Annotated in this window: 26 protein-coding genes; 12 read left to right on the top strand and 14 right to left on the bottom strand. The window is 72.2% G+C overall.

The features are described 5' to 3' along the window. Positions 1 to 400: 400 nt before the first annotated feature. Genes ACGFIO_RS05280 through ACGFIO_RS05255 form a run of 6 tightly spaced genes read right to left on the bottom strand, consistent with a single transcriptional unit; the run spans position 401 to position 6,777 of the window. A complete protein-coding gene (locus tag ACGFIO_RS05280; protein ID WP_392822263.1) occupies positions 401 to 1,606 on the bottom strand; it encodes a glutamate mutase L in 1,206 nt (401 codons plus the stop codon). Continuing rightward, entirely contained in the window at positions 1,603 to 1,968 is a 366-nt protein-coding gene (locus ACGFIO_RS05275; RefSeq protein WP_392822261.1) for a hotdog domain-containing protein, read from the bottom strand. Before ACGFIO_RS05275 ends, ACGFIO_RS05280 begins: the two co-directional genes overlap by 4 nt. Continuing rightward, on the bottom strand, positions 1,965 to 2,699 hold the full coding sequence (locus tag ACGFIO_RS05270) for an OAM dimerization domain-containing protein (RefSeq protein WP_392822258.1): 735 nt from the start codon (positions 2,697 to 2,699) through the stop codon (positions 1,965 to 1,967). The genes ACGFIO_RS05275 and ACGFIO_RS05270 overlap by 4 nt, the downstream gene beginning before the upstream one ends. Further along, on the bottom strand, positions 2,696 to 4,243 hold the full coding sequence (locus ACGFIO_RS05265) for a lysine 5,6-aminomutase subunit alpha (protein ID WP_392822256.1): 1,548 nt from the start codon (positions 4,241 to 4,243) through the stop codon (positions 2,696 to 2,698). The genes ACGFIO_RS05270 and ACGFIO_RS05265 overlap by 4 nt, the downstream gene beginning before the upstream one ends. Positions 4,244 to 4,249: 6 nt before the next feature. Next, positions 4,250 to 5,758, bottom strand: a complete 1,509-nt coding sequence (locus tag ACGFIO_RS05260) for an amidohydrolase (protein ID WP_392822594.1) — start codon at positions 5,756 to 5,758, stop codon at positions 4,250 to 4,252. Continuing rightward, entirely contained in the window at positions 5,755 to 6,777 is a 1,023-nt protein-coding gene (locus tag ACGFIO_RS05255) for an L-erythro-3,5-diaminohexanoate dehydrogenase (protein WP_392822253.1), read from the bottom strand. The genes ACGFIO_RS05260 and ACGFIO_RS05255 overlap by 4 nt, the downstream gene beginning before the upstream one ends. A gap of 100 nt (positions 6,778 to 6,877) precedes the next feature. Between ACGFIO_RS05255 and ACGFIO_RS05250 the strand changes: the two genes are divergently transcribed. Continuing rightward, positions 6,878 to 8,209, top strand: coding sequence for a KamA family radical SAM protein (locus tag ACGFIO_RS05250; RefSeq protein WP_392822252.1), 1,332 nt, complete (start codon positions 6,878 to 6,880; stop codon positions 8,207 to 8,209). A gap of 43 nt (positions 8,210 to 8,252) precedes the next feature. Here the strand turns inward: ACGFIO_RS05250 and ACGFIO_RS05245 are convergent, their stop codons facing one another. Beyond that, entirely contained in the window at positions 8,253 to 8,444 is a 192-nt protein-coding gene (locus ACGFIO_RS05245; RefSeq protein WP_392822249.1) for a CsbD family protein, read from the bottom strand. Between the two features lie 116 nt (positions 8,445 to 8,560). Between ACGFIO_RS05245 and ACGFIO_RS05240 the strand changes: the two genes are divergently transcribed. From ACGFIO_RS05240 to ACGFIO_RS05210, 7 genes are all read left to right on the top strand, one after another. Beyond that, the gene (locus ACGFIO_RS05240) at positions 8,561 to 9,292 is read left to right on the top strand and encodes a class I SAM-dependent methyltransferase (RefSeq protein WP_392822248.1); all 732 of its coding nucleotides are present in this window, start codon (positions 8,561 to 8,563) and stop codon (positions 9,290 to 9,292) included. Positions 9,293 to 9,474: 182 nt separating this feature from the next. Then, complete coding sequence (locus ACGFIO_RS05235; RefSeq protein WP_392822245.1) at positions 9,475 to 10,119, top strand: GNAT family N-acetyltransferase; 645 nt, start codon at positions 9,475 to 9,477, stop codon at positions 10,117 to 10,119. Positions 10,120 to 10,353: 234 nt separating this feature from the next. Then, positions 10,354 to 11,898 (top strand): hypothetical protein, encoded by a 1,545-nt coding sequence (locus ACGFIO_RS05230; protein WP_392822243.1) that lies wholly within the window; start codon positions 10,354 to 10,356, stop codon positions 11,896 to 11,898. A 24-nt stretch (positions 11,899 to 11,922) separates the two neighbouring features. Further along, positions 11,923 to 12,453, top strand: coding sequence for a carboxymuconolactone decarboxylase family protein (locus ACGFIO_RS05225; RefSeq protein WP_392822240.1), 531 nt, complete (start codon positions 11,923 to 11,925; stop codon positions 12,451 to 12,453). Positions 12,454 to 12,490: 37 nt separating this feature from the next. Continuing rightward, entirely contained in the window at positions 12,491 to 13,288 is a 798-nt protein-coding gene (locus tag ACGFIO_RS05220; protein ID WP_392822238.1) for a hypothetical protein, read from the top strand. Positions 13,289 to 13,302: 14 nt separating this feature from the next. After that, positions 13,303 to 14,313: an alpha/beta fold hydrolase gene (locus tag ACGFIO_RS05215; protein ID WP_392822236.1), complete on the top strand. Its 1,011-nt coding sequence runs from the start codon at positions 13,303 to 13,305 to the stop codon at positions 14,311 to 14,313. Positions 14,314 to 14,358: 45 nt separating this feature from the next. Further along, entirely contained in the window at positions 14,359 to 15,000 is a 642-nt protein-coding gene (locus ACGFIO_RS05210) for a class I SAM-dependent methyltransferase (protein WP_392822233.1), read from the top strand. Between the two features lie 64 nt (positions 15,001 to 15,064). Here the strand turns inward: ACGFIO_RS05210 and ACGFIO_RS05205 are convergent, their stop codons facing one another. From ACGFIO_RS05205 to ACGFIO_RS05195, 3 genes are read right to left on the bottom strand one after another with little or no spacing between them, the layout of a single operon-like run. Then, positions 15,065 to 16,129, bottom strand: coding sequence for a Gfo/Idh/MocA family protein (locus tag ACGFIO_RS05205; RefSeq protein WP_392822231.1), 1,065 nt, complete (start codon positions 16,127 to 16,129; stop codon positions 15,065 to 15,067). Next, positions 16,126 to 16,812, bottom strand: a complete 687-nt coding sequence (locus ACGFIO_RS05200) for a ThuA domain-containing protein (RefSeq protein WP_392822228.1) — start codon at positions 16,810 to 16,812, stop codon at positions 16,126 to 16,128. Before ACGFIO_RS05200 ends, ACGFIO_RS05205 begins: the two co-directional genes overlap by 4 nt. 9 nt (positions 16,813 to 16,821) lie before the next feature. Beyond that, the gene (locus ACGFIO_RS05195; RefSeq protein ID WP_392822226.1) at positions 16,822 to 18,189 is read right to left on the bottom strand and encodes a TrpB-like pyridoxal phosphate-dependent enzyme; all 1,368 of its coding nucleotides are present in this window, start codon (positions 18,187 to 18,189) and stop codon (positions 16,822 to 16,824) included. Positions 18,190 to 18,253: 64 nt separating this feature from the next. On the opposite strand from ACGFIO_RS05195, the gene ACGFIO_RS05190 reads away from it, so the two are divergent. The 4 genes from ACGFIO_RS05190 to ACGFIO_RS05175 are packed head-to-tail and all read left to right on the top strand — an operon-like array spanning position 18,254 to position 22,107. Next, the gene (locus ACGFIO_RS05190; RefSeq protein WP_392822225.1) at positions 18,254 to 18,853 is read left to right on the top strand and encodes a hypothetical protein; all 600 of its coding nucleotides are present in this window, start codon (positions 18,254 to 18,256) and stop codon (positions 18,851 to 18,853) included. A 38-nt stretch (positions 18,854 to 18,891) separates the two neighbouring features. Further along, the gene (locus tag ACGFIO_RS05185; protein WP_392822222.1) at positions 18,892 to 20,364 is read left to right on the top strand and encodes a diguanylate cyclase domain-containing protein; all 1,473 of its coding nucleotides are present in this window, start codon (positions 18,892 to 18,894) and stop codon (positions 20,362 to 20,364) included. 58 nt (positions 20,365 to 20,422) lie between these two features. Next, on the top strand, positions 20,423 to 21,430 hold the full coding sequence (locus ACGFIO_RS05180) for a DUF4118 domain-containing protein (RefSeq protein WP_392822220.1): 1,008 nt from the start codon (positions 20,423 to 20,425) through the stop codon (positions 21,428 to 21,430). After that, the gene (locus tag ACGFIO_RS05175; RefSeq protein ID WP_392822217.1) at positions 21,427 to 22,107 is read left to right on the top strand and encodes a response regulator; all 681 of its coding nucleotides are present in this window, start codon (positions 21,427 to 21,429) and stop codon (positions 22,105 to 22,107) included. The genes ACGFIO_RS05180 and ACGFIO_RS05175 overlap by 4 nt, the downstream gene beginning before the upstream one ends. Here ACGFIO_RS05175 and ACGFIO_RS05170 read toward each other — a convergent pair. The 4 genes from ACGFIO_RS05170 to ACGFIO_RS05155 form a co-directional block, all read right to left on the bottom strand. After that, positions 22,097 to 23,065, bottom strand: coding sequence for a zinc-binding dehydrogenase (locus tag ACGFIO_RS05170; RefSeq protein WP_392822216.1), 969 nt, complete (start codon positions 23,063 to 23,065; stop codon positions 22,097 to 22,099). The two genes, ACGFIO_RS05175 and ACGFIO_RS05170, sit on opposite strands and share 11 nt — an antisense overlap. After that, on the bottom strand, positions 23,062 to 23,508 hold the full coding sequence (locus ACGFIO_RS05165) for a MarR family winged helix-turn-helix transcriptional regulator (protein WP_392822213.1): 447 nt from the start codon (positions 23,506 to 23,508) through the stop codon (positions 23,062 to 23,064). Before ACGFIO_RS05165 ends, ACGFIO_RS05170 begins: the two co-directional genes overlap by 4 nt. 141 nt (positions 23,509 to 23,649) lie before the next feature. Beyond that, a complete protein-coding gene (locus tag ACGFIO_RS05160) occupies positions 23,650 to 24,093 on the bottom strand; it encodes an Lrp/AsnC family transcriptional regulator (RefSeq protein ID WP_392822210.1) in 444 nt (147 codons plus the stop codon). A gap of 9 nt (positions 24,094 to 24,102) precedes the next feature. After that, entirely contained in the window at positions 24,103 to 25,254 is a 1,152-nt protein-coding gene (locus tag ACGFIO_RS05155; RefSeq protein WP_392822208.1) for an acyl-CoA dehydrogenase family protein, read from the bottom strand. Between the last annotated feature and the right edge of the window lie 7 nt (positions 25,255 to 25,261).

Below are 25,261 nucleotides of genomic sequence, written 5' to 3'. Positions count from 1 at the left end.
GGGCGTGGCCGCCACGACCACGCCCCGATTGATCCAATGGTCCCCGCCGCGGACGACGTGGCAGCGGGCGACTGAACAACCTTCGGACCGACGTGCCGACGAGCTGGCTGCCCGCGCCGCGCCGTTGTCTACTGGCCCCCAGGTCGACCCCCTGGCCCACGCCGGAACAACGGCTGGTTCGCGCCGCCCCGCCGACCCCCACCCCCTGGACCTGGCGTGCACCGTGGCCCCTGAGGGAGGGCCCGGCGGCCAGTGAGCGAAGGAACGGAGCGAACAACAACCGAGTCCCGCGTTGGGACCTGACGACGGTACGTCCGACCCCCGCCCGCCTGTCAACACCGCGTCTCGCACCTGGGCGTGTCGCGTTCCTCGGCGTGTCACGCATCCATACCCGTACGGTTCACCAGTCGTTCACCAGACCGGCCGCGGCCTGCGGATGTTCGGCGGCCAGAAGCCCCGCGGCGGCCAGCACGTAGTCGCTGTCGATCATCCGACGGGCCCGATCCGGAGGAGCCCAGCCGCCCGCGATGTCGCTTAAGACCGATTCCAGAACGCGTTGGCCGCCGCCGTGGCGCAGAACTCCACCCGATCCGACGACGAGACGCACGTCACGCAACGCCCGGCCGCGCGCGTGCCGACGTACCCCCACAGTGGCCGCCGCCGACGCCAGCGCGACCGGATCGCCCGGCTCGGGAGCGGCGAGCCGTTCCGCGGTGGCCGCGGCCACCGTCCCGGGCGCCGAGACCGCCACCCCGAGATCACCCTCGACCGTGCGCAGCCGCCACATCGTGCCGGCCACATCCCGCCGCGGCCCGGTCTCCAGCTCGGCGTCCGGCACCAGCGCCGAGTAGACGTCGGTGGTCGCCCCGCCCACGTCGACCACCAGCACACCCTGACCGAGCCGATCGGCCAGCAGTTCCACCCCGGCCAGCACGGCGTCCGGGGTCGCCGCCCGCACCAGCCCGGCGAACCGGGGGCCGCGGGACAAACCCTTGCCGCCGATCACGTGCCGCAGGAACACCTCGCGGATCGCCGCCCGAGCCGGGCCCGGCTCGAGAACACCGATGCGGGGCAGCACGTTGGCGGTGACCGTGACCGGCAGGCCCCGCCCGGCCAGCAGGTCGCCGGCGGCCGGGGCGACCTCGGCGTTGCCGGCGACCACGACGGGCCGGCGCAGGCGGGCGGTGGCCAGCCGCCGGGCGTTGTGGGCCAGGACTTCCCCGTCACCGCCGTCGGTGCCGCCGACCAGCAGGATCACGTCCGGGCGGGAGGCTTTCAACGCGGCCACCGCGGCGCCGTCGAGCAGGCCCGCCGCCACGTGCACCACCTTGGCCCCGGCGGACAGGCCGACGCGCTGCCCGGCCGCGGCGGTGACCAGTTCCTCGTACCCGACGACGGCCAGGCGCAGCCCACCACCGGCGGACGAGCAGACGTACGTCTCACCCGAACCACCGAGTCGATCAACCGCCGCGCTCAGGCCGGCCAGGACGTCGGTGGTCGCGGTGGTCGGCACCTCGGCCCGGCTGATCAGGCCACCACCGCCGAGATCGACAAGACAGGCCTTGGTGTACGTCGACCCGACGTCGACGCAGACGGCCCGGGTCACGCCTTCGGGGGAACGACGACCGTGCCCTTCGCCGTCACGGCCACGATCGGCTCGGGCAACACCTCGGCCGCCGAGCCGCCGGTGCCACGGCACACCACGGCGCAGACGAAATCGATCGTGCGGGACCGCGTACCCATCCTCCGCACCGTCGCAGTCACCTCGAGCACGTCGCCCGCCTGGACCGGCGCCTTGAACTGCACGTCCGAGTAGGAGGCGAACAACCCCTCGTCGCCGTCGAGCCGGATGCACACCTCGGTCGCCACATCACCGAACAGGCCCAGCGAGTACGCCCCGTCGACCAGATTCCCGGCATAGTGCGCGTGCGCGTAAGGAACGTACCGGCGATGCGTCACAGTGATCATCGAGCGCCCTCCACGACGGCGTGCACCAGATAGGAAGCAACCTCACGGGGCGTCGTACCGCGACCGAAGATCCGATCCACCCCCAGCTCACCGGCCATCATCTCGTCGAACCTCGGCCCACCGGCGATCAGCAGCGGCCGCCGCCCGACCGGCAACGCCTCACGGAACGCCGCCGACAGGGCCCGCGTGTTCTGCAGATGGGCGTCGCGCTGGGTGACCACCTGCGACACCAGCACCGCGTCGGCCTTCGCCGCACGAGCCGACTCGACCAGATCCGGCACCGACACCTGCGCCCCCAGGTTCAGCACGACCATCTCACGGTACGACTCCAGCCCCTTCTCCCCCGCGATCCCCTTGAGGTTCAGAATCGCGTCGATCCCCACGGTGTGCGCGTCGGTCCCGATGCACGCCCCCACCACCGACAGCCGCCGCCGCAGCCGCCGCTTGATCGCCGCGTTGACCTCCTTGGCCGACAACAACGGAAAGTCCCGCTCCACCACCCGCACCTGATCGGTGTCGACCAGATGCGACACCCGCCCGTACACCACGAAGAACGTGAACCCGTCCCCCATCGGCCGGCTGTGCACCAGCATCGCCGGATCCATCCCCATCTTGCCCGCCAGCTGCAGAGCCGCCCCTTCAGCCCGCTTGTCCTGCGCGATAGGCAGCGTGAACGACAGCTGCACCATCCCGTCCCCGGTGGTGTCCCCGTACGGCCGGACGATCGTCATGAGGCGGCCTCCAGGAGCTCGGTGACCGGGTTGAAGTAGTCGTCGGCGTGCTCGGCCACGCCGTCGAGGCCTTTGCCGCGGTCGGCGGGGCGGCGCATGATGCCGAACGTGCCGTCGGCGATGGCGTTGAGCAGGGTGTCGTCGGCAATCCGGCCGAGCAGGTCGATGGCCTCGGCCAGGACCTGGTGGGCACGCCGCTGGATGAAACCGTTGCGGGCCGGCACGAAATCCTCGTGCAGGTTGCCCGCGGCGTTCAGGACGTAGTGGACGTTCTGCAGGGCGATGTCACGGTCGGACAACCACGGCGTCACCACCGCCTCGGTCATCATGCCGACCAGCAGAATGCCCTGGCCGGTCATCGTGCCGGCCAGATTGAAGAAACCGTCCAGCAGGTTGCCGCGGAAGACGTCGCCGGTCATGTGCTTGGTCGGCGGCATCCACTTCAGCGGCGCGTCGGGGAACAGCTCGCGGGCCAGCAGGGCGTGCGCCAGCTCCAGGCGGAACGACTCGGGCACATCGGGGTTGATCTCGAAGGCGTGACCGATGCCCAGCTGCCAGTCCAGCAGGCCGGCCTCGTGCGCGAAGAACTCGTTGAGCAGCTGCGACACCGTCACCGTGTGCGCCTCGTCGACCGCGTCGGCGGTGGTCAGATAGTTGTCCTCGCCGGTGTTGATGATGATGCCGGCGCGGGCGTGAACCTGCCGGGAAAAGCGCTGGTCGACGAACGTGCGGATCGGGTTGATGTCGCGGAACAGGATGCCGTACATCGAGTCGTTGAGCATCATGTCCAGCCGCTCCAGGCCGGCCATCACCGCCATCTCGGGCATGCACAGACCGGACGCGTAATTGGTCAGGCGCACGTACCGGCCCAGCTCCCTCGACGTCTCGTCCAGCGCCGCCCGCATCAACCGGAAGTTCTCCTGCGTCGCGTACGTGCCGGCGAAACCCTCCCGCGTCGCCCCCTCCGGCACATAGTCGAGCAGCGACTGACCGGTCGACCGGATCACCGCGATCACGTCCGCACCGGCCCGCGCCGCCGCCTGCGCCTGCGGAATGTCCTCGTAGATGTCACCGGTCGCCACGATCAGGTACACCCACGGCCGGCGCGGCGCGTCACCCAGCCGCCCGATCAACCGCTCCCGCTCGGCCCGCCGCCGGTCGACCCGCGCCAGACCGGCCCGCGCGAACTTCAAGGCCGACCGGCGCGCGACGCCAGGCGAAGAAGGAACGGTGAACCGCACCGCGCCCGCCGCCGCCTTCTGCGCCAGGACCGTGATGTCCGGAAAATCGCGCAGCGCGTGGAAGACGGGCAACGACACACCGTGAGACAGGCCCACATCCGCCGCCACCGCGTCGACCAGCCGGTTCACCCACGGAATGCCGTCCGGATCCGCGCCCTGCACCCCGGCCAGCCGCAACACCGCCCGCTCGACCGACACCGTGGTGTGCGACCGCGCCAGGTCCACCACCGGCTGACCGGCCCGCGCGGCCAACCGGCGCGCCTTACGCACCAGCCGCGGATCCAGATCCAGCTTCCCCGCCACGTACGCCTACCTCTCGAAAATCGTCGAACCGTCCAGCACCGTACGAAGACACACCGGCGTGGCATCCAGAGACGGGAGCCCGTCGCGCAGCCCGCCCGGCGTCTCCCACACCGCGAACGTCGCCGCCTGCCCGGGCGCCAGCACCCCGACACCGTCCTGCCCGGCCGCCCGCCACCCGCCCCGGCTCGACGCCGCGAACGCCGCCCGCACACTCATCCGGTAGACCGGATTGCGGGGCGCCACCGCGGCCGCCACCACCGCCCACGGATCCAGCGCCGTCACCGGCGAGTCCGACCCGAACGCCAGCGCCACCCCGGTCGCGTACAACTGCCCGATCGGATTCGTCGCCATCGCCCGCCCCACACCCAGCCGCTGCGCGTACATCCGGTCCGGGCCACCCCAGAGTGCGTCGAACACCGGCTGCACGCTGGCGACCACCCCGAACTCCACCATCCGGGCGATCATCGCCTTGTCGGCCAGCTCCACGTGCTCGATCCGGTGCCGGCCCTCGCGCAGCCGATCCACCCCGACCGCCTTGGCCGCGATCGCGAAGCCGTCCAGCACCTCGTCGATCGCCGCGTCACCGATCGCGTGGAAACCGCCCTGCATCCCCAGCGTCACGCAGTCGATCAGATGCTCGCCGACCTGCTGCGCGGTCAGGAACGCCTGGCCGCAGTCATCACCGTCGGCATAAGGAGAACGGACCGCGGCGGTACGCGAACCGAGCGCACCATCGGCGTACAGATCACCACCGGCACCCACCGCCCCCAGCTCCCGCGCCCTGGCCGCACCACCCAGCTCGCCCCAATAGCCGAACACCCGCGGCAACCCCTGCCCGGACAACGCCAGCACCGACCGGAAATCGGCCTCGCTCGACGTCCCCGGACCACCGCACTCGTGCACCGCCGCGATCCCCAGTGACGCCGCCCGGGCCAGCGCCGTCCGCTGCGCCGCCGTCCGCTGCTCCGGCGTCAACGCGCCCAACGCCACCGCACGCACCGCGTGATGCGCATGCTCCCGCACCCAGCCCGACGCGTCGTACCCGTCAACGCCCTCGGCCTCACCCAGCAGTGACGTCGACACCAGCGCCGAATGCACCGAAGCCTGCGACAGATAGACCCGCCGCCCCTGCGCGGCCCGATCCAGCTCGGAAGCCGACGGCGGCACCATCACCGGCCACGTCGACTCGTCCCAGCCGTGCCCGTGCACCACCGCGCCGGCCGGCTTCGACGACGCGAACTCAGCCACCGCATCCAGCAGCGAAGCAGCCGACGGGGTACCCGACAGATCCAGACCGTCGAACGCCAGCCCGCTGTCCGTGGCGTGCACATGCGCGTCGACGAACGCCGGCGTCACCAGCGCACCGTCCAGATCCACGACCTGATCGGCGGCGGGCACATCAGCGGAATCCCCGAGCCAGGCGATCCGGGATCCATCGACCAGCATCGCGGTCGCCCGGGGGTCGGCGGCGGAGTAGAAACGGCCGTTGGTGTAGAGCGCAGTCATGCCGGTCAGTGTCCCGCGATCCGCGCCTCGAACAACTCCCGCACGGCTGGGACGCTCCTCACCAGATCGATCGCGAACGCCGCGTGACCCGGCACGTACCCGTTCCCGATCAGCATCGTCACATCGGCCGCCAGGCCCTCCGCACCCAGCGCGGCGGCCGGGAAACTCGTCGCCATCGAAAAGAAGATCACCGTGCCGCCCGCGGCCGTGGCCAGGATCGCACCGTGCTCACAGCCCGGCACGTCCACACACACCACCGTCACCGTCGCCGGCCCGCCCAACGCCTCCGCGACCGCGGCCGACACCGCGACCGGATCACGGGCGTCGGCGACCGCGACCACATCGGCCAGGCCGGCTTTCGTCAGCGCGTCCCGCTCGGCCGCCGAGACCACGATTCCGGCGGTACGCGCACCAGCCCGCCTCGCCGCGGCCAGCGCCAGCGAACCGGACTTCCCGGCCCCGCCCAGCACCGCCACCGACGGCCGGTCGTAACCCCGCACCACCCGATCGGTCAGCGCCGGAGCACCACACACGTCGAACACGGCCAGGGCCAGCTCAGCCGGCAGATCCCCAGGCAGCACCGCGACCACCGACCGGCCGAACAGAATCGCGTGACCCCGCGCCGGCACCTGCTCGCTCATCCCGTCCCAGTCGCGCAGGTCATCGGTCACGGCCAGCGGAGTCAACGTCAGCGACACCAGGGTCGCCACCCGGTCGCCCGGCTCGACCGGCAACGGCGACTCGGAGCCGACCTCCTCGACGACGCCGATCAGCATGCCCCCCGAACCCGTCACCGGGTTCTGCATCTTTCCTCGCGTACCGATGATGTCGAGAACCTCGCCCCGCACCGCCGCACCGTCACCGCCGTGCTTGACCGACAGCTGCCGGAAGCTGGCCGCGTCCAGATTGAGCCGCTCCAGCCCGATCCGCACCTCATCGGCGGCGATCTCCGGGCGCGCGTCCAGCCGCCAGGCCGCCTGCGGCAGCACCCCGGCCGGCTCAACGACCCGTTCCAGACCCACCGACATCCCCAGCCTCCTACGAAACATGTGGTGTTCAAGCTTCCATACCGTAAATCCTTCGCCCGGCCAGTTTCTAGACCGGAGATTCTCCAGTACGGTCGAGATCATGCAGCCGTACGAGTACCAGCGCCGCGAACTCGTCGAGCCGGACTGGACCCGCTTCCCCGGCTGGCGCGACGTCACCCGGGCCGAGTGGGAATCGGCGCAGTGGCAGCGCGTGCACTGCGTCAAGAACGTCAAGCAACTACGCGCCGTCCTCGGCGACCTGGTCGACGAGAGCTTCTACACCGACCTCGAGACCGACCAGCAGCGCCTGGCCACCATGTCGATGCTGATCCCGCCCCAGATGATCAACACCATGGTGCCCGGCCGGGTGCCCGACACGGCCTCGTTCTACGCCGACCCGATCCGCCGCTACATGATCCCGGTCGCCACCGACCGCCACCTCGACTGGCCGTCACACCCGCACGCCACCCGCGACAGCCTGCACGAACACGACATGTGGGTGGCCGAGGGCCTGACCCACCGCTACCCCACCAAGGTGCTGGCCGAACTGCTCTCCACCTGCCCGCAGTACTGCGGCCACTGCACCCGCATGGACCTGGTCGGCAACAGCACCCCCACCGTCGACAAACTCAAGCTGTCCCTCAAACCGGTCGACCGCTACGACGCCCACCTCAAATACCTGAAAGACCATCCCGGGGTACGCGACGTGGTCGTCTCCGGCGGCGACGTCGCCAACGTGCCCTGGAAGCAGCTCGAGGCGTACCTCATGGGCCTGCTCTCGGTGCCCACCGTCCGCGACATCCGGCTGGCCACCAAGGCACTGATGGGCCTGCCCCAGCACTGGCTGCAGGGCGACGTCGTCGAGGGCCTCAACCGGGTCGCCATCACCGCCGAACGCCGCGGCGTCAACCTGGCCGTGCACACCCACGTCAACCACGTCAACTCGCTGACGCCGCTGGTCGCCCGGGCCGCCCGGATGCTGCTCGAGGTCGGCGTCCGCGACGTCCGCAACCAGGGCGTGCTCATGCGCGGCGTGAACGCCACCAGCCCCGACCTGCTCGACCTGTGTTTCGCGCTGCAGGGCGAGGCCGGCATCCTGCCGTACTACTTCTACATGTGCGACATGATCCCCAACGCCGAGCACTGGCGGGTCCCGGTCTGGCACGCCCAGCAGCTGCAGCACGACATGATGGGCTACCTGCCCGGGTACGCCACCCCGCGGATCGTGTGTGACGTGCCTTTCGTCGGCAAGCGCTGGGTCCACATGATCGCCGACTACGACCGCGAGCACGGCATCTCGTACTGGACCAAGAACTACCGCACGTCCATCGAATCCGACGACGTGAGCGGGAAGCTCTACGAGTATTACGACCCGATCGACACCCTGCCCGAGTCCGGCCAGAAATGGTGGCGCAAGCAGGTCACGCAATAAGGAAACGGCCCCGCGAACCGCGGGGCCGTTTCTCGTTCGATGCTCAGCTGAACGCGCGCTTCACGTCGTCGGCGGCGTCCTTGACGTGCTCTCCGGCCTGCTTGACCTGCGCCTCGTTCTGATCGGCGCGGCCTTCGGCCTCCAGGCGCGGGTTGTCGGTCGCGTCGCCGGCCTCTTCCTTGCCCTTGCCGACAAGTTCCTCGGCCTTGTTCTTGACCTTGTCCGTGAAGCTCATCTTCTTCGACCTCCTCGATCTGCCGAAAATGTTCCCGGTCCGGTGCTTGTCCAAACGCAAGGATCTGGGGCACGTCGTGTACAGCATCCTAGGATACTGGTATATATGATCGCGGCGTGGATGATCTCACCCGTTCCGCCCATGCCAACTCCTTCGGCCCCGCCGCCCGCAGCTATGAACGCGGCCGCCCCGGCTACCCCGCCGAAGCCCTCGACTGGCTGCTGCCGCCCGGCCGCCCCCGCGTGCTCGACCTGGGCGCCGGCACCGGCAAGCTGACCCGTGCCCTGGCCGGACGCGGCCTGCCGGTCACCGCCGTCGAACCGTCACAGGGCATGATCGAGGAACTGCGCCGGGTCCTGCCCGCCGTGCACGCCCACCAGGGCACGGCCGAGAACATCCCACTCCCCGACGACGCCGTCGACGTGGTCCTGGTCGCCCAGGCCTGGCACTGGGTCGACGTCGACCGCGCCGTCCCCGAGATCGCCCGCGTGCTCGCCCCCGGCGGCCGCCTCGGCGTTCTGTGGAACGTCCGCGACGAGTCCGCCGCCGCATGGGTACACCGCCTCGGCATCATCATCGACAGCGCCGACCAGAGCCGCGACCCGGCCATGGGCCCGCCCTTCGGTCCCGTACGGACCGCCGAGTTCCGCTGGACCGACCGCGTCAGCCCCGAGGCCCTGCTCGACCTGGTCGCCTCCCGCAGCCGCGTCATCCTGCTGCCCGCCGACGAACGGGCCGCCCTGCTGGCCCAGGTCCGCCAGCTCACCGCCACCCATCCGGCCCTGGTCGGCCACACCGGCTTCGACCTCCCGTACGTCACCGAATGCGCCCGCGCCGACCTCCCCTGACCGCGACCGTGTCCCGGTTGCGGCCGGACCCCGGCCGGCCGGGGTCCGGCTGACCACCGTGACCGCAGCCGCCTCCGGCCTGGCCCTGACGGTGCCCCTGGTCTCCGAGTGGACGGATCATCCGGGACGAGATCATTCGGAAACCGGGTGCGCCGGGTGGGCGGGCTGGCTAGCGTCCGGGCGTGACGCACACCTATCCCCCGCTCAACGTCGAGGTCCGCACTCCCCGCCTGACCCTGGCCGGCGCCTCCGACGACCTGCTGGAGCGCCTGGTGCCCCTGGTCCGGGCCGGGATCGCCGACGCCGAGCCGTGGCCGTTCGACGACCCGAGCTCGCTGTACTCCGACAACCCGGAACGCGAATGGCGCTGGCTGCGCGGCATCTGGACCGGCCGCGGCCGGGTCAAGCCCGACCTGTGGCGGCTGTACTTCGCCGTCCTCGTCGACGGCGAACCGATCGGCATGCAAGATCTGGTCGGCCGCGACTTCAACCGGTTCGGGACGGTCACCAGCTTCTCGTGGCTGGCGCCGGGCCACCGCGGGCGCGGGCTCGGCCAGGAGATGCGCTCGGCCATCCTGCACCTGGCCTTCGCCGGGCTGGGCGCCCGCGAGGCCGGCAGCGACGCTTTCGCCGACAACGCCGCGTCCAACGGCATCTCCCGCGGCCTCGGCTACGAACCCAACGGCGTCGACTGGGACTCCCGCCGCGGCGAACCGGCCCAGATCCAGCGGTGGCGCCTCACCCGCGAAACCTGGGAAACCACCCGCCGCACCGACATCACCCTCACCGGGGCCGACGAGTGCCGCCCCGTCCTGGGCATCAGCTAGGGTCCGCCCCACATCTCCACAACAGCGCCCGGCGCACCGGAAGCGACCAGGTCGAGCACCACGCGCACGATGGCGGCCGGCGGGACCAGCTGCCGCGTCGACGCCCGCTCTCCTCCGAGGTCAGCCGCCGGCATTGTTGACCAGAACGAGCGGGCCGCCCAGCGACGTTCCCCGCCCCCTACCCAATCCGGCGAAGGTTCAGCGCGGGGCGCATCGGCGCGGTGTGCTGGACGGATGTTCGTCGCCTTGGTGGCCGTGCTGGTAGCTCTGGTCACACCCGTACCGGCGGCACCGGCCGCCCCTCCGGCCGCGGACGATCCACGCTGCGGGCCGGCCGCGGCCACGCCGGTACCCGACGGCCGGGCGATCCGGGTGGTACTGCCGCCGGCCGGGGCGTTCGTCGTCGGCGCGATCCCGGCGGCCAGATGGCGGCGGCCGCCGGTGGCCGACCCGACGTGGCGGCTGAACTTCCAGGGCCTGATGTGGATGCGCCCGCTCGCCCGCCGCGCCGCCCTCGACGGACAGCGGCAGTCGCTGGCCGCGCTGGTGCGCCAGGCCGTGCTCTTCCACCGGCAGAACCCCGACCCAGGCTCCGACGTGTACGGGTGGGACGAGGGCACCGCCCTGCGCCGGTTGGAGGCCGAGAACTGTCTCTTCGCCCTGACCCGCTCGGCCGCGCTGATCCCCGGCATGACCGCCGACGTACGCGTGCTCACCGGCCGCCGCTACTACGGCCCGCCCGACCACCCGGTGCACAACCACGGCCTGATGGCCAACCTGCAGATGATCCGGGCCGGCCGGCTCCTCCCCCGGCCGGCCTGGACCCGCACCGCGGTGAACCGGCTGCTGGCCGAGGCGCCACAGGCCTTCTCCCGGCAGGGCGTGTCGCTCGAACAGTCCTCGATGTACCAGCTGACCAACGCCACCCTGTGGAACCAGGCCGCCGCCGAGCTGACCGGCTATCCGGCCGCGCAGCGGCGCATCCGCACCACGGTCGACCTGGCCTACCGCGCCTTCGCCTTCATGACCGAGCCGGACGGGAAGATCTCGCAGGTCGGCGAGGCGGACGAGATCCGTGGCCGGCCGCGCGACCTGAAGGCGAACCGCGCGATCCGCGACGACCAGGCGGGCTGGGTGATCGGGCGGTGGGGCTGGACCGACCGCGACGCGCCGCACTACACGATCCGGTACGGGCCGGCCCGGCGCGCGCACGGCCACGAGGACCGGGCCGGCGGCGTCACCTGGTCGACGCGCGGCGTGCGGGTTCTGGTCGGTCCCGGGCGGTACAGCTACGACCGCACCGTGCCGTACACCCTCTATCAGACCCGCCCCGACGGCCAGAACGTCGCGGTGCCGTCCGGTGGCGCGGTGGTGCGCGGCGGCCGGTCGACGATCACCAGCACGTTCGAGCCGACCCGCCACGTCTTCGTGGTGCGGGACACCGTGTACGGCCGGGCGCACACCCGGGGCGTGACGACGAACGCGACGATCGCCCGGATGGTCGTCTCCGACTCCTTCGCCGGCTCCGGCCGCTGGCGCCAGCACTGGCATCTCGACCCCGCCTGGGTACGCCGCCCCGGCCCGGCGCTCACGTTCCGCCACCCGGGCGGCCGCCTCCTCACGGTAACGACGACCGGCCGGGTCGCGGCCGTGCTCCGCGGGGCGACCACCGGACCGTACGGCTGGCACTTCCCGAGCTTCCAGGTCCGCGAGCCCGGCTACCAGATCATGGTCGACAACGTGGGCCGCTGGACCACGACGACGTTCCGCGTGAGCTGACCGTTTCTGTGGCAGGGTCGGGTGATGGCGTACATCGATCTGGGTGACGCGGCCGCCGAACCCGGCATCCGAGGACTGCTCCGCTACCGGCCCGAGACCGGCCGGGCCCTGATGCAACTGGCCGACGCCCTGCTGCGCGGCGACAACGCCGGCGACCGCGAGTTGATCGCCGCGTACGTGTCGGCCCTGAACGACTGCACCTTCTGCCACCTGTCCCACGCGGCCGTGGCCGCCGAACACCTCCCCGAGGGGCGCCCGCTAGTCGACGCCGTCCTGGCCGACCCGGCGACCGCCCCGATCAGCCCCCGGCTCCGCGCCCTGCTGCACCTGGCCGCGGCCACCCGCCTGGACGGCCACCAGGTCACCGAGCAGCTGGTGGCCGACGCCCGCGACGCCGGCGCCACCGACGCCGAGATCCACGACACGGTCCTCATCGCCGCCGCGTTCAGCATGTTCAACCGCTACGTCGACGGCCTCGGCGCCTTCGCGCCGTCCGACCCGGCGGCCTACCTCCCCGGCGCCGCCCACCTGGCCCGCCACGGCTACACCCGCTGACGCGCACCGGAATCGCCGCCCCGTCGTTGCACGGGGCATGGGCCGACGCTGGTGGACACTGCCGGTATGGCTGCTCGTGGTCGCGGCGGCCTCGGCACCGGCACCCGCACCCGCCCGGCCATTCGACGTGGCGGTGGCCGCCGCGCGGCTCGACGACCTGCACCGCCGGATCTATGGCGATCTCGAGGAGGTCCGGGCGGCCGAGAGGCTCAACTTCCACCGCATCGAGGGCGGGATCGCGGCCTGCATGCGCGCGCACAGCCGGCCGTACCGGATGCCGCCGTTCGCCAGTTTCTACCGCGACTTCACCGACGCCGACCTGGGCTACGGCACCGGGCGGATGTCCCTGATCGACTCGCTCACCGCGGGCCCGCGTCGCTACGTGCTCAACGAACGGGCGTACGCGCGGCTGCCGCACCCGAAGGTCCGCCGCCAGGACATGGCCGTTTTCCAGGGTTGCGCCGACCGGTTCGGTGGCCAGGGCTACACCTCGGTTCCACCACCCGGCGGCTGGAACGCGGTGCCCGATGTCAGCGACATCCTGCTGGCCGTGGTGCGGGATCCGGGTGTCGCCGCGGCCATGCGCGACTATCCGGGCTGTATGAAGGTCAAGTACGGCTACGCCGTGGGGGTACGCGAGGACTTCCTGATGCCGGGCGTGGACATGGACGCGAGATACGCCGCCGACGCCGACTGCCGGCGGCCCGCGTACCTGCTGGCGATGCGAATCGTCGACCAGCGGCTCGGCCCCTGGGAGGCGGAGCACCGCACCCGGCTCGACGCGATCCGCCGCGGGTGGCGCGAGCGCGTGGAGCTGGCCCGCCGGCTAGGGTGAGCGACAATCGCGGTGTGCGGCAGCGACTCGATCGGGTGAGGCTGGCCGACGGCACCACGGTGGCGTACGCGTCGGCCGGCGCCGGGCGGCCGCTGGTCTACGTGATGGGCTGGCTCACGCACCTGGAGCTGAGCTGGGGGCCTGGGGCGGAGCGGGCGCTCTACGAGGCGCTGGCCCAGGGGCGCCGGCTGATTCGCTACGACCGGGCCGGCAGCGGGCTGTCGCCGGCCGTGGCGAGGCCGCCGTCGCTGGCGTTCGAGCTCGAGCAGCTCGAGGCGGTCGCCGGGGTGCTGGGCGAGCCGTTCGACCTGATGGGTACGTCGATGGGGGCGCCGGTCGCGGTGGCGTGGGCGGCGCGGCATCCGGAGACGGTGCGGCGGCTGGTGTTGTACGGCGGGTGGGTCCGGGGCGACGCGTTGTCGCCGCCGGGCGTACGCGATCATGTGCTCGGTCTGGTCGAGTCGCACTGGGGGCTGGGGTCGGATGTGCTGACCGACATCTTCGCGCCGGACGCCGACCGGTCGACGCGGGCGGAGCTGGCCCGATATCAGCGGGCCTGCTCGACGGCGGCCACGGCGCGAGCGCTGCTGGCACTGAGCTACGAGCTGGACGTCGCGGATCGGCTCGGGGACGTGCGCGCGCCGACGCTGGTGGTGCATCGGACCGGTGACCGGGCGGCGCCGGTGGCGCAGGCCGAGGCGCTCGCGGCAGGGATCGCCGGGGCCCGGCTGGAGCTGTTGCCGGGGCGGTCGCACCTGCCGTACGCGGGTGATCGGGACGAGCTGGTCCGGGTGGTGCGGCGGTTCCTGGGGCTGCCAGTCGGGCGGCGCGGCGCCGACGGGCTGACGGCCCGGCAGCGGGAGGTGGCGGGGCTGGTCAGTCAGGGGTGTACCAACCGCGAGATCGCGGCCCGGCTGGGCATCGACGAGCGCTCGGCCGAGGGGCACGTCGAACGGATCCGGGTGCGGCTCGGGTTCCGGTCTCGCGCGCAGATCGCGGCCTGGTTCAGCCGCGAAGTGGGGTAGTTCCACGCCTGACCGGCGGGCCGGGCCACGGGCAGAGTCGTTCGCGTGACTGTTTCCACTTTCGAGGTGCACCGGGGGCGCGGGGCGTTCAACGCGGCGTTCTTCGGCGTGCTGGGGCCGTACATCGACCGGAGCGTGCGCCGGCACAAGCAGCGGGTGTACGCCGATCTGCCGTCCACGGTCGTCGAGATCGGGGCGGGTGTCGGCGCCAACCTCAGGTATCTGGCGCCGGGGACGACTCTGATCGCCATCGAGCCCAATCGGCCGATGCACGGGCGGCTGGCGGCCGCGGCCGGGCGCCGCGGCGTACGTCTCGACCTGCGGGAGCGGGTGGCCGAGAGGACCGGCCTGCCCGGCGGCTCGGCCGACGCGGTGATCTCGTCGCTGGTGCTGTGCACGGTGGCCGACCCGGGTGAGGTGCTGGCCGAGGTGCGGCGGATCCTGCGCCCGGGCGGTACGTTCCGGTTCGTGGAGCATGTCGCCGCACCGGACGGCACCCTCACCCGGGGGCTGCAGCGGGCGCTGCGCCGGCCGTGGGCGTGGACGTTCGAGGGGTGCTCGTGCGAACGGGACCTGGCCGCCCAGGTGCGCGGCGCCGGGTTCAGCCGGGTCGACGTGCGGGCGTACCGGCTGCACTCGCCGTTCGTGCCGTTCAACACCCAGATCGCGGGGATCGCGTACGCCTGAGCCGGCCCGGGTGATGCGTATCTGTGCTCAGAGCGGCCCTGACCGCTCTGAGCACAGATATGCATCAGCGTCGGACCGGGGGCAGGCGGGCGGGGACGGTGCAGGTGGTGGTCAGGTCGGTGACCGTGTTCGACTCCAGGGCCAGCATCACCTCGAGGACGTGCAGGGCCACGTCGGCGCCGGTGCGGTGCGGCGTACCGGTCTCGACCGCGGCGGCCAGGTCGGCCAGGCCCACGCCGCGGCCGCCGGGAGTGTGGCCGGCCGTCTGCGGGACCGTCGTCCAGGCCAGGGTGTCGCGGGTGTAGACGTGCACCTCGCCGTCGAAGCGGTTCGGGTCGGGGGCCGACAGCGAGCCGTCGCGGCCGTAGACCTCGATGTGCGGCAGGCGGGCGGCCCACGTGTCGAAGCTGAACATGACCGTGGTGACGGCGCCGCTGGCGTGTTCGAGGAAGCCGGCCGTGTGGGTGTTGATCGTCACCGGGAAGGAGGCGCCGGCGCGCGGGCCGGAACCGATGGTGCGGGACGGCTGGGGGCGGGCGGAGAGGCCGCTGACCCGGCGGACCGGGCCGAGCAGGTGCACCAGGGTGGTCAGGTAGTAGGGGCCCATGTCGAGGACGGGGCCGCCGCCGGGCTGGTAGTAGAACTCGGGGTCGGGGTGCCAGCGTTCGTGGCCGGGGGTGGTCATGAACGCGGTCGCGGCGTGCGGGGCGCCGATCACACCGGAGTCGAGCACGCCCAGCGCGGTCTGGATGCCCGCACCGAGGACGGTGTCGGGAGCGCAGGCGACCCGCACGCCGGCGGTCGCGGCGGCCGCGATCATGGACCGGGCCGCGTCCAGGGCCGGGGCGAGGGGCTTCTCCCCGTACACGTGCTTGCCGCCCTTGATCGCGGAGAGCGCGACGGGCGCGTGGCCGGCGGGCGTGGTCAGGTTGAGGACCACGTCGACGTCGGGGGACGCACACAGGTCGTCCAGGGTCAGGACCCGGGCGCCGGGATGTTCGGCGGCCAGGGCGGCGGCCCGTTCGGCCGACAGGTCGGCGACCGCGGTGACCGGCAGGGACGGCAGGCGGCGCAGGGTTTCGCTGTACTGGGCGCTGATCTTGCCGGCGCCGACGATGCCGACCCTCATCGGGCCGCCCACAGCAGGCCGCGCTCGACGATCGTGCGGACGTTGCCGTCCTCGAGCACCTCGACCCGGTGGCCGGGTGTGCAGACGAACACCCGGCCACGGCCCCATTGACGCGTCCAGACGGCCGGGGCGGTGATCGGCCGGGACCACTCGCCCCACGGCCGGGTCGCGGTGGTCGTGGTCGCGAGCACGTCGTTGTAGTCGTCGCTGAGCACCCAGTACTGCTCGGTGTGGAGGTCGAAGTCGCTGATCCCGGCCATGATCGGGTGTTCGCCGGCGACGACGTTGACGCGGTGGCCGACGTAGTTGTCGGACATGTCGCCGGTGCGCTCGTCGGGGGGCAGGCGCGCGGCGTGCGTCGCGAACTGCCCGCCGACCAGCTGCAGGTAGTCCGAGCTGGCCCGGAAGGAGTCGCAGATCCCGCCGTGCCAGCCCGCGAACCCGGCTCCCCCGGCCACGGCGCCGATCAGGCCCTGGAGCTCGTCCTTCTCGATCGTCGACATGGTCACGCACTGCACGATCAGATCGACGGTCGCCAGGTACGAGGATTCGGCGTACACGGATGTCGCGTCGGACACGCGTACCGAGAAATCATTGTCCTCGAGGAACGGGATGAACAGCTCGGTGGCCTCGACGGGCTGATGCCCCTCCCAGCCGCCGCGGACCACCAGGGCATTGCGCATAACCCATTCTTAACGTCGGACCGGAATTTCCGGAAGACCGGCGAAAGACGCCTCGAGTGACGCGGCCGACAGCTCGTGGTCGACCATGTCGCCGGCCAGGAATCGGCCGTACGCGGGCAGGTCGAGGTGGCCGTGCCCGCACAGCGCGGTCAGGATCACCTTCTCCTCGCCGGTCTCCTTGCACCGCAGCGCCTCCTCGACACAGGCCGCGAGTGCGTGCGTCGGCTCCGGGGCGGGCACGATGCCCTCGCTGCGCGCGAACCGGACGCCGGCCTCGAAGCACTCCTTCTGCGTCTTGGCCACCGCCTCGATCAGCCCGAGCTCGTAGACGTGGCTGAGCAGCGGGCTCATCCCGTGGTAGCGCAGGCCGCCGGCGTGGATCGGGTCGGGAATGAAGTCGTGGCCCAGGGTGTGCATCTTCATCAGCGGGGTCATGCCGGCGGTGTCACCGAAGTCGTAGGCGTACGTGCCTTTGGTCAGCGACGGGCACGCGGCCGGCTCGACCGCCCGGATGACCGGTGACATGTTCCCGGCCAGCTTCTCGCGCAGGAACGGGAACGCCAGCCCGCCGAAGTTGGAGCCGCCGCCGGTGCAGCCCACGATCACATCCGGGGTGTCGCCGGCCTTGGCCAGTTGGAGCAGCGCCTCCTCACCGATGATGGTCTGGTGCAGCAGCACGTGGTTGAGCACGCTGCCCAGGGCGTAATTGGTGTCCGGGTGCTGGGCCGCCACCTCGACCGCCTCGCTGATCGCGATGCCCAGCGAGCCGGGCGAGTCCGGGTGCTCGGCCAGCACGGCCCGGCCTGCGGCGGTCAGGTCGGACGGCGACGGGTGGATCGTCCCGCCGAAGGTCTCGATCATCATCTTGCGGTAGGGCTTCTGGTCGTACGAGGCACGCACCTGCCACACCTCGCACTCCAGCCCGAACTGTCCGGCCGCGAAGGCCAGCGCCGTCCCCCACTGGCCGGCGCCGGTCTCGGTGGTCAGCCGGCGGATGCCCGCGGAGGCGTTGTAGTAGGCCTGCGGCACGGCCGTGTTCGGCTTGTGCGAGCCGGCCGGCGACACCCCCTCGTACTTGTAGTAGATGCGGGCCGGGGTGCCGAGCGCCTTCTCCAGCCGGTGCGCGCGATAGAGCGGGGACGGCCGCCACAGCGCGTACACGTCGAGGACCTCGGGCGGGATGTCCACGTACCGCTCGGTCGTGACCTCCTGCTCGATCAGCGCCATCGGGAACAGCGGCGCGAGGTCGTCGGGACCGATCGGCTGGAGCGTGCCCGGGTGCAGCACCGGCGGCGGGGGCGAGGGCAGGTCGGGGATCAGGTTGTACCAGCGGCGCGGCATCTCCGACTCGTCGAGCAGGATCTTCGTGGCGGTCATGGGTCCGATCATCGGACACGGGGGCCTCTCGCGGCGGGCTCGGACACGCTAATGTCAACCGGCTGTGGCACTCGTGGTACTCCTGCTCGCCGCGCTGGCGTTCGTGCCGGCGCTGGACGGCGTGGGCATCCGGCTCGCCGAGCTGCCGTCGCGGCCGCTGGACGCGCTCGGCGTGCTGCTGATCCTGGCCCAGACGTTGCCGCTGCTGGCCCGGACCAGATGGCCGGCGCAGGTGCTCGCGGCGGTCGGCGCGGCCTGGGCGGTCAGCCAGGCCATGGCCTACCCGGCGTCGCTGGCGACGTGGGGGGTGCTGATCGCGCTCTACTCGGTGGGCGCGCACCTGCGGCGCCGCCGGGCCGTCGTGGTCCTGCTCAGCCTGACGGGGTACGCCGTGACGGGCGTGATCCTGCACCTGCGGGGCGCGTCGCTCCCGACGTTCCTGTTCGTCGCGCTGCTGCTGGCCGCCGGCTGGGGCCTGGGCGGCTTCGTCACCGAGTGGCGGGCCCGGGAGTCGGCCCGGCGCCGGCTGGCCGTGGCCACCGCCCAGGCGCGGGCGGCCCGGGCCCGGGTGGCCGATCTGGTCGCCGAGCAGGACGACAACGAGCTGGCCCGCACCGCCCTGGCCGAGCTCGACCGACTGCTCGACGAGCTCGACCGCAACTGACCCTCAGCTTCGGTGGAGCCCCGCCGAACAGTGGGATCATGGGGAGCCCGCTGCGCGGCTGGGACACCGCCGGCCTGGTGGTGCTCGTGGGGCTGGGTGGCTTCGCCCTGGTCGCGATCCAGTTGTCCGGGTCGTCGGAGTCGGCGCTGTTCGGCCTGGTCGCCGGCGGCGCGCAACTGGCCTTCGCCGTGCTCGGGCTGGTGTTCGCCCTGCGTACCGTCCGGCGCGGCCGCGCCCTGCCGCGGCACCTGAAGCGGGCGTGGCGGCTGATGCTGCCGGCCTTCGCCCTGTGGCCGCTGACCATCGTGCTGTACGCGATCTTTCCGGGGCGCCCCTTCCCCGGTCCGGCCGACGTGGGCCGGCTACTCATCCAGCCGGCCACCCTGATCGGCATTCTGGCCTTCGCGCGGCTGCCCGGGTCGGCGGCCGAGCGCGCCAAGCTGCGCCTGGACGCCGCGCTCGTCGGCGTCGGCTCGGCCATGGTGCTGTGGTTCTACGTGGTCAGCCCGGCGCTGGTCGACGACCGGACCACGACCTGGCGGGAGATCGTGCCCAGCGTGGTGCACCCGCTGTTCGGGGCGGCCCTGCTGTTCGGGATCAGCGTGGTCCTGATGCGCGGTCCCGGCGCGCCCGCCGCCCGGCGACCGCTGCTCGTGCTGGTCGCCTCGGTGCTGCTGGTGCTGGTCGGCGACACCGTCCGGGCGTACGTGATCAACCAGGGCGGACCGTTCATCCCGTCCGCTCTGCAGACCAGCCTCTGGACCGGCGGCATGTTCCTGTTCATGCTCGCGCCCTACGTGCAGTGCTGGTACTGCCGCCGCCCCGACCGCCTGGGCTGGTCCGGCGAGGGCACCGCGTCGTCCCGTCCGCCCCGCTGGCCCTACCTGACCGTGATCCCCGGCTACGCCCTGCTGATGCTGACCGTCGGCGTCCGGGACCCGTTCCCGTCGGGCGGTCTGATCGTCGGCGCGTTCATCGTGTCGTCGCTGGTCTTCGCCCGGCAGATGGTCGCCGCCCGGGAGAGCCGCCGCCTGGCCGTGACCGACGGCCTGACCGGCCTGGCCAACCGCTTCCAGCTGTACGAGGAGCTGCCGCGCGCCCTGGCCCGGGCCTCCCGCAACGGCACCCATGTCGGCGTGCTGGTCATCGACATGAACGGCTTCAAGCAGGTCAACGACACCCTGGGCCACCGCGCCGGCGACCAGCTGCTGGTCGGCTTCGGTCACCTGCTGCGCCGTTGCGTGCTCGGTTCCGACCTGGTCGCCCGTCTCGGCGGTGACGAGTTCGCGATAGTCCTGCCCGACCTGACCGACGAGGCCCAGGCCCGGGCGGTGGTCCGCCGGATCACCGCGGCGATGGCCGAGCCGATCGACGTGGGCGAGACAATGGTCCAGCCCAGCGCCAGCATCGGCGTCGCCCTCTCGGATCCGGGCGAGTTCGCCACCGACGACGTGGTGGCCCGCGCCGACGTGGCCATGTACGAGTCGAAAAAGAACCGCGCCGCGGCCTGAACCGGCCGGCCGGGCGGGAACAGGGCCGGATGCGGGGTGGGCGGGAGAGAATCGGGCCGTGAAGCGGTCCCGGGTCGGTGGAGTGATCGCCGCGGTCGGCGCGCTCGGTGTGGCCACCGGGGCGATGGTGCCGTTCCGTGACTCGCTGGCGCTGCCGGTGGTGGTGTTGCTGTTTCTGGTGCCGGTGCTCGTGGGTGCGGCCTTCGGCGGGCTGTGGCCGGCGCTCGGCGCGGCGGTCGCGGCCGAGCTGCTGGTGAACTGGTTCTTCGTGCCGCCGTATCGGACGCTGGCCGTGCAGGGCAGTGAGAACCTGGTCGCGCTGGTCGTGTATCTGCTGGTGGCGGTGGCCGCCGGGCTGGCCGTGGACGCGACCGCGGCGCGGGCGGCGGAGGCCGCGCGGCTGGCCGAGACGGATCGGCTGCGTTCGGCGTTGCTGGGGGCGGTGGGGCACGATCTGCGTACGCCGTTGGCCGGGATCAAGGCCGCGGTGTCGAGTCTGCGCCAGCCCGATGTCACGTTCAGCGACGAGGATCGGGGTGAGTTGCTGGCCACCGTGGAGGAGTCGGCCGACCGGCTGGCGGGGGTCGTGGACAACCTGCTGGCGGTCAGCCGGTTGCAGGCGGGGGCGCTCGCCGCCGACGTGCGCCCGGTGGCCGTGGACGGGGTGGTGGCCCAGGTGGTCCTCGACGACGGCGGGCCGGTGCTGGTCGACGTACCCGACGATCTGCCGCCCGCCCTGGCCGACGCCGGCCTGCTGGAGCGGGTCCTGGCCAATCTCGTCGCCAACGCGCGTGCCGCCGGCGGGCCGGTGACCGTGCGGGGCCGGGCCGCCGGCGGCCGGATCACCCTGGCGGTGGAGGATCATGGTCCGGGGATCCGGCCGGAGCGGCTCGAGGCGGCGTTCGCGCCGTTCCAGCGGCTGGACGACCACACCGGCGGCGGGCTGGGCCTCGGCCTGGCCATCGCGCGCGGCTTCACCGAGGCTCAGGGCGGCACTCTGGCCGCGACCCGGACGGAAGGCGGCGGCCTGACCATGACGATCGTGCTGCGCGAGGCGACCGGGTGAGCGGGCGGATCCTGGTGGTCGACGACGACGACCAGCTGCGGCGGGCGTTGCGGATCAACCTGAACGCGCGCGGCTACCAGGTGGCGACGGCCGTGGACGGGCGTACCGCGCTCGAAACGGCCTCCCGGCAGCCGCCGGACCTGGCCATCGTCGATCTGGGCCTGCCCGACCTGGACGGTGTCGAGGTGGTGCGCGGCCTGCGCGGCTGGACGACGACGCCGATCATCGTGCTGTCGGCTCGTGACGCCCAGGCGGTGAAGGTGGCCGCCCTGGACGCGGGCGCCGACGACTACGTGACCAAGCCGTTCGGGATGGACGAGCTGCTGGCCCGGGTGCGCGCGGCGATGCGCAGGGCCGCCCCGGCGCCCGGCGCCGCCGTGGTCACCACCCCCGACTTCATCGTCGACCTCAGCGCCAAACGCCTGACCACGGCGGCCGGGGCCGAGGTGCGCCTGACCCCGACCGAGTGGCACATGCTGGAGGTGCTGGTCCGTCACCCGGACAAGCTGGTCACCCAGCGCGATCTGCTCCGCGAGGTGTGGGGCCCGCGCTACGAGAACGAGACCAACTATCTGCGCGTGCACCTGGCCAACCTGCGCCGCAAGCTCGAACCGGAGCCGTCCCGGCCGCGGTACCTGATCACCGAGCCGGGCATCGGCTACCGCTTCAAACCGTGACGACGAGCTTCCCGGCGACCCGGTTGTTCTCCATGTCGTCGTGCGCGTCGGCGATCCGCTCGAACGGGTAGACCTTGGCCACCGGCACCCGCAGCCCGGCGTCCAGGAACTCCTGCAGCGCGGCCGCGGGCAGGTTGGGCGCGTCGCCGGAGTAGGAGGTCAGCCGCACGCCGGTGGGCAGGTAGTCGATGGGATAGAAGTCCTTCACGATCCACTCGTCGGAGAGCAGCCCCGAGAAGCAGACCGTTCCCTGTACGCGCACCGCCCGCAACGTGTCCCGCAGCGTGGGCGCCCCGACCAGCTCGATCGCACCGTCCACACCGTCCGGGAGGATCGCCCGCGCCTGGTCGGCCACCCGCCCGTCGTCGAACAGCACGTGGTCGACGCCGGCTCCGCGCAGCGCGTCGGCCTTGGCCGCACTGCGCGTGGTGGCCAGCACGGTCAGCCCCCAGTGCTTGGCCAGCACGGCCGCGGTCAGCCCGACCGACGAGGTGCCGCCCCGGATGAGCACCGACTGCCCCCGCCGCGCGTCCAGTCCCACGGTCAGCGACCCGTACGCCGTCTGCAGCGTCTCGGGGATGGCGCCGAGTTCGGCCGCCGGGCGGTCACTGTGGAACGGGACGACCTGCCGGGCCGGCACCAGCGTGTATTCGGCGTACCCACCGTCGTAGGAGCGGCCCATCCCGCCCATCATGGCCATCACCTGCTGCCCGGCGGCGAACTCGCCGCCCGGCGCGGCCGCCACCACCCCCGTGGCCTCGATGCCCGGCACCCGGGGGAAGGTGGCGTTCTCGGCCAGGCCCAGCCGCAGGTGCAGCTCGGAGCGGTTGAGGCCGAACGCGGTGACCTTGATCAGCACCTGGCCCGGTCGCGGTTCGGGGATGGGCAACCGGCGCTCGGCCAGGGCCTCCGGTGGCCCGGGGGCGTCCAGGACGATCGCGCGCATGGTGTCACTCATCTCGGGTTCCTCTCGATCAGCACGGTGCGGAGCGTGGCCATCGTGGTGGCGAGCTCGTCGAGACCGTCGGCGGGCAGCAGCCGGGTGAGTTCCTCGGCCAGCACCTGCTCGGCCTGATCGACGAGTTCGCGGCCGCCGGGCGTGATCGCGATGAACGAGGACCGCCGGTCGGCCGGGTTGGCCGTGCGGACGCAGTGCCCGGCCGCCTCGATCCGGTCGACGAGCTTGCTGATCCCGCCGACGGTGACGGCCATGGTCGCGGCGATGTCCTGCACCCGCAGGTCGTCGCGGCCGGCCGCGATCACCCGCATCGTCTGGAACCGCCCGACCGGCAGCCCGAAGCGTTCCCGGAGCCGCCGGTCGACGGCGTCCCACAGCTCGATCTCCACCCTGACCACGTCATCGAACAACGCCGCCAGCCGAGATGTATTCCATGGAAGCATTCTTTTACGGTAGCTCAGAAACCCCTTGATGGGGTACGCACGACCGAACGCGCACCTGGCCCACCCGCGGGCTGTGCGGTGGGTCACCCCCGGTGCCCCACCGCCGGGTTGTCCCGGCCGGGACGGCTCACGGCCCCGCGGTCAGGACAGCTGGGGCGGCCGGTTCTCGTAGGGCGTGGAGAGGACCACCGTGGTGCGGGTGGTGACGTTGGCGGCCGTGCGGATGTCTTGCAGCAGGCGTTCCAGGTCGGCCGGGCCGGCCACCCGGACCAGCAGGAGGTAGAAGTCCTCGCCGGCCACCGAGTAGCAGGAGTCGATCTCGGGCAGGTGGGCCAGCCGCTCGGGGGCGTCGTCGGGCTGGGACGGGTCGAACGGGCGGATCGCCACGAAGGCGGTCAGCGGCAGCTCCAAGGCTTCGTACGACACCTTGGCCGCGTAGCCGCTGATCACGCCGCGTTGCTCGAGGCGGCGGACCCGCTGGTGCACGGCCGAGACGCTCAGGCCCACCCGCTCGGCCAGGTCGGTGTACGACAGGCGGCCGTCCGCGGTCAGGGCGCCCACGATCGCCCGGTCGATCTCTTCCACGGCGACACCCTACTGGGCGGCCCCCTTGGCCAGCGCGCGACTTATCACCAGGCGCTGGATCTGGTTCGTACCCTCGACGATCTGCAGCATCTTGGCCTCGCGGAACCAGCGCTCGACCGGATGGTCCCGCACGTACCCCGCGCCCCCGAGGACCTGAACCGCCTCGGTGGTCACCTTCATCGCCACGTCGGTGGCGAACAGCTTGGCCTTGGCCGCCTCGATCCGGAACGGCCGCCCCCGGTCCTTGAGCCGGGCGGCGTGCAGGAGCAGCGCCCGAGCGGCCGAGATCCGCGTGGCCTGGTCGGCCAGCGTGAACCCGATGCCCTGGAAGTCACCGATCGGACGGCCGAACTGGGTTCTCTCCCGCGAGTAGGCCACGGCGTGGTCCAGCGCGGCCTGGGCCAGGCCGACCGCGCAGGCGGCGATCCCGAGCCGGCCGGCGTCGAGGGCCTGCATGGCGATGCGGAACCCGGCGCCGTCGTCGCCGATCAGGCGGTCGGCTGGCACCCGGCAGTCGTCGAAGACGATCTGGGCCGGCGCGGACGAGCGTAGGCCCATGGTCCGCTCGGCCGCCTGCGGCACGAGACCGGGGGTGCCACGGTCGGCCAGCAGGCACGAGATGCCGGTCGCGCCGGGCCCGCCCGTACGGCAGAAGATGTTGTAGAAGTCGGCGTGCCGGGCGTGCGTGATCCAGGCCTTGGTGCCGTTGACCACGTAGTCGTCACCGTCGCGGACGGCCTTGGTGGTCAGCGACGCGGCGTCCGACCCGCCGGCCGGCTCGGAGAGGCAGTACGCGCCGAGCAGGTCGCCGCCGAGCAGGTCGGGCAGCATCTTGCGCTGACGCTCGGAGCCGAACACGGCGACCGGGTAGCAGGACAGCGTGTGCACGCTGACCGCCTCGCCGATGGCCAGCCAGCGCCCCGCCAGCACCTCCAGCACCTGCAGGTACACCTCGTAGGGCTGACCCGCCCCGCCGTCGTCCTCGGCGTAGGGCAGCCCGAGCAGCCCGGACCGCCCGAGGGTCCGCACCACCTCGCGGGGGAATTCGCCGCGTTCCTCGAAGTCGGCGACCCGTGGCGCCAACTCCCCGTCGGCGATCTCCTCGGCCAGGCCCAGCAGTTGATACGCGTCGTCCGTCGGCAGCAACCGGTCCACCGTCATGCCGCAC

The sequence above is a fragment of the Actinoplanes sp. NPDC049265 genome (assembly GCF_043197135.1).
In the GTDB taxonomy this organism is placed as follows: domain Bacteria; phylum Actinomycetota; class Actinomycetes; order Mycobacteriales; family Micromonosporaceae; genus Actinoplanes.
The sequence above is the reverse complement of the archived record's forward strand: the minus strand, read 5'-3'. Positions and strand labels throughout refer to the sequence as shown.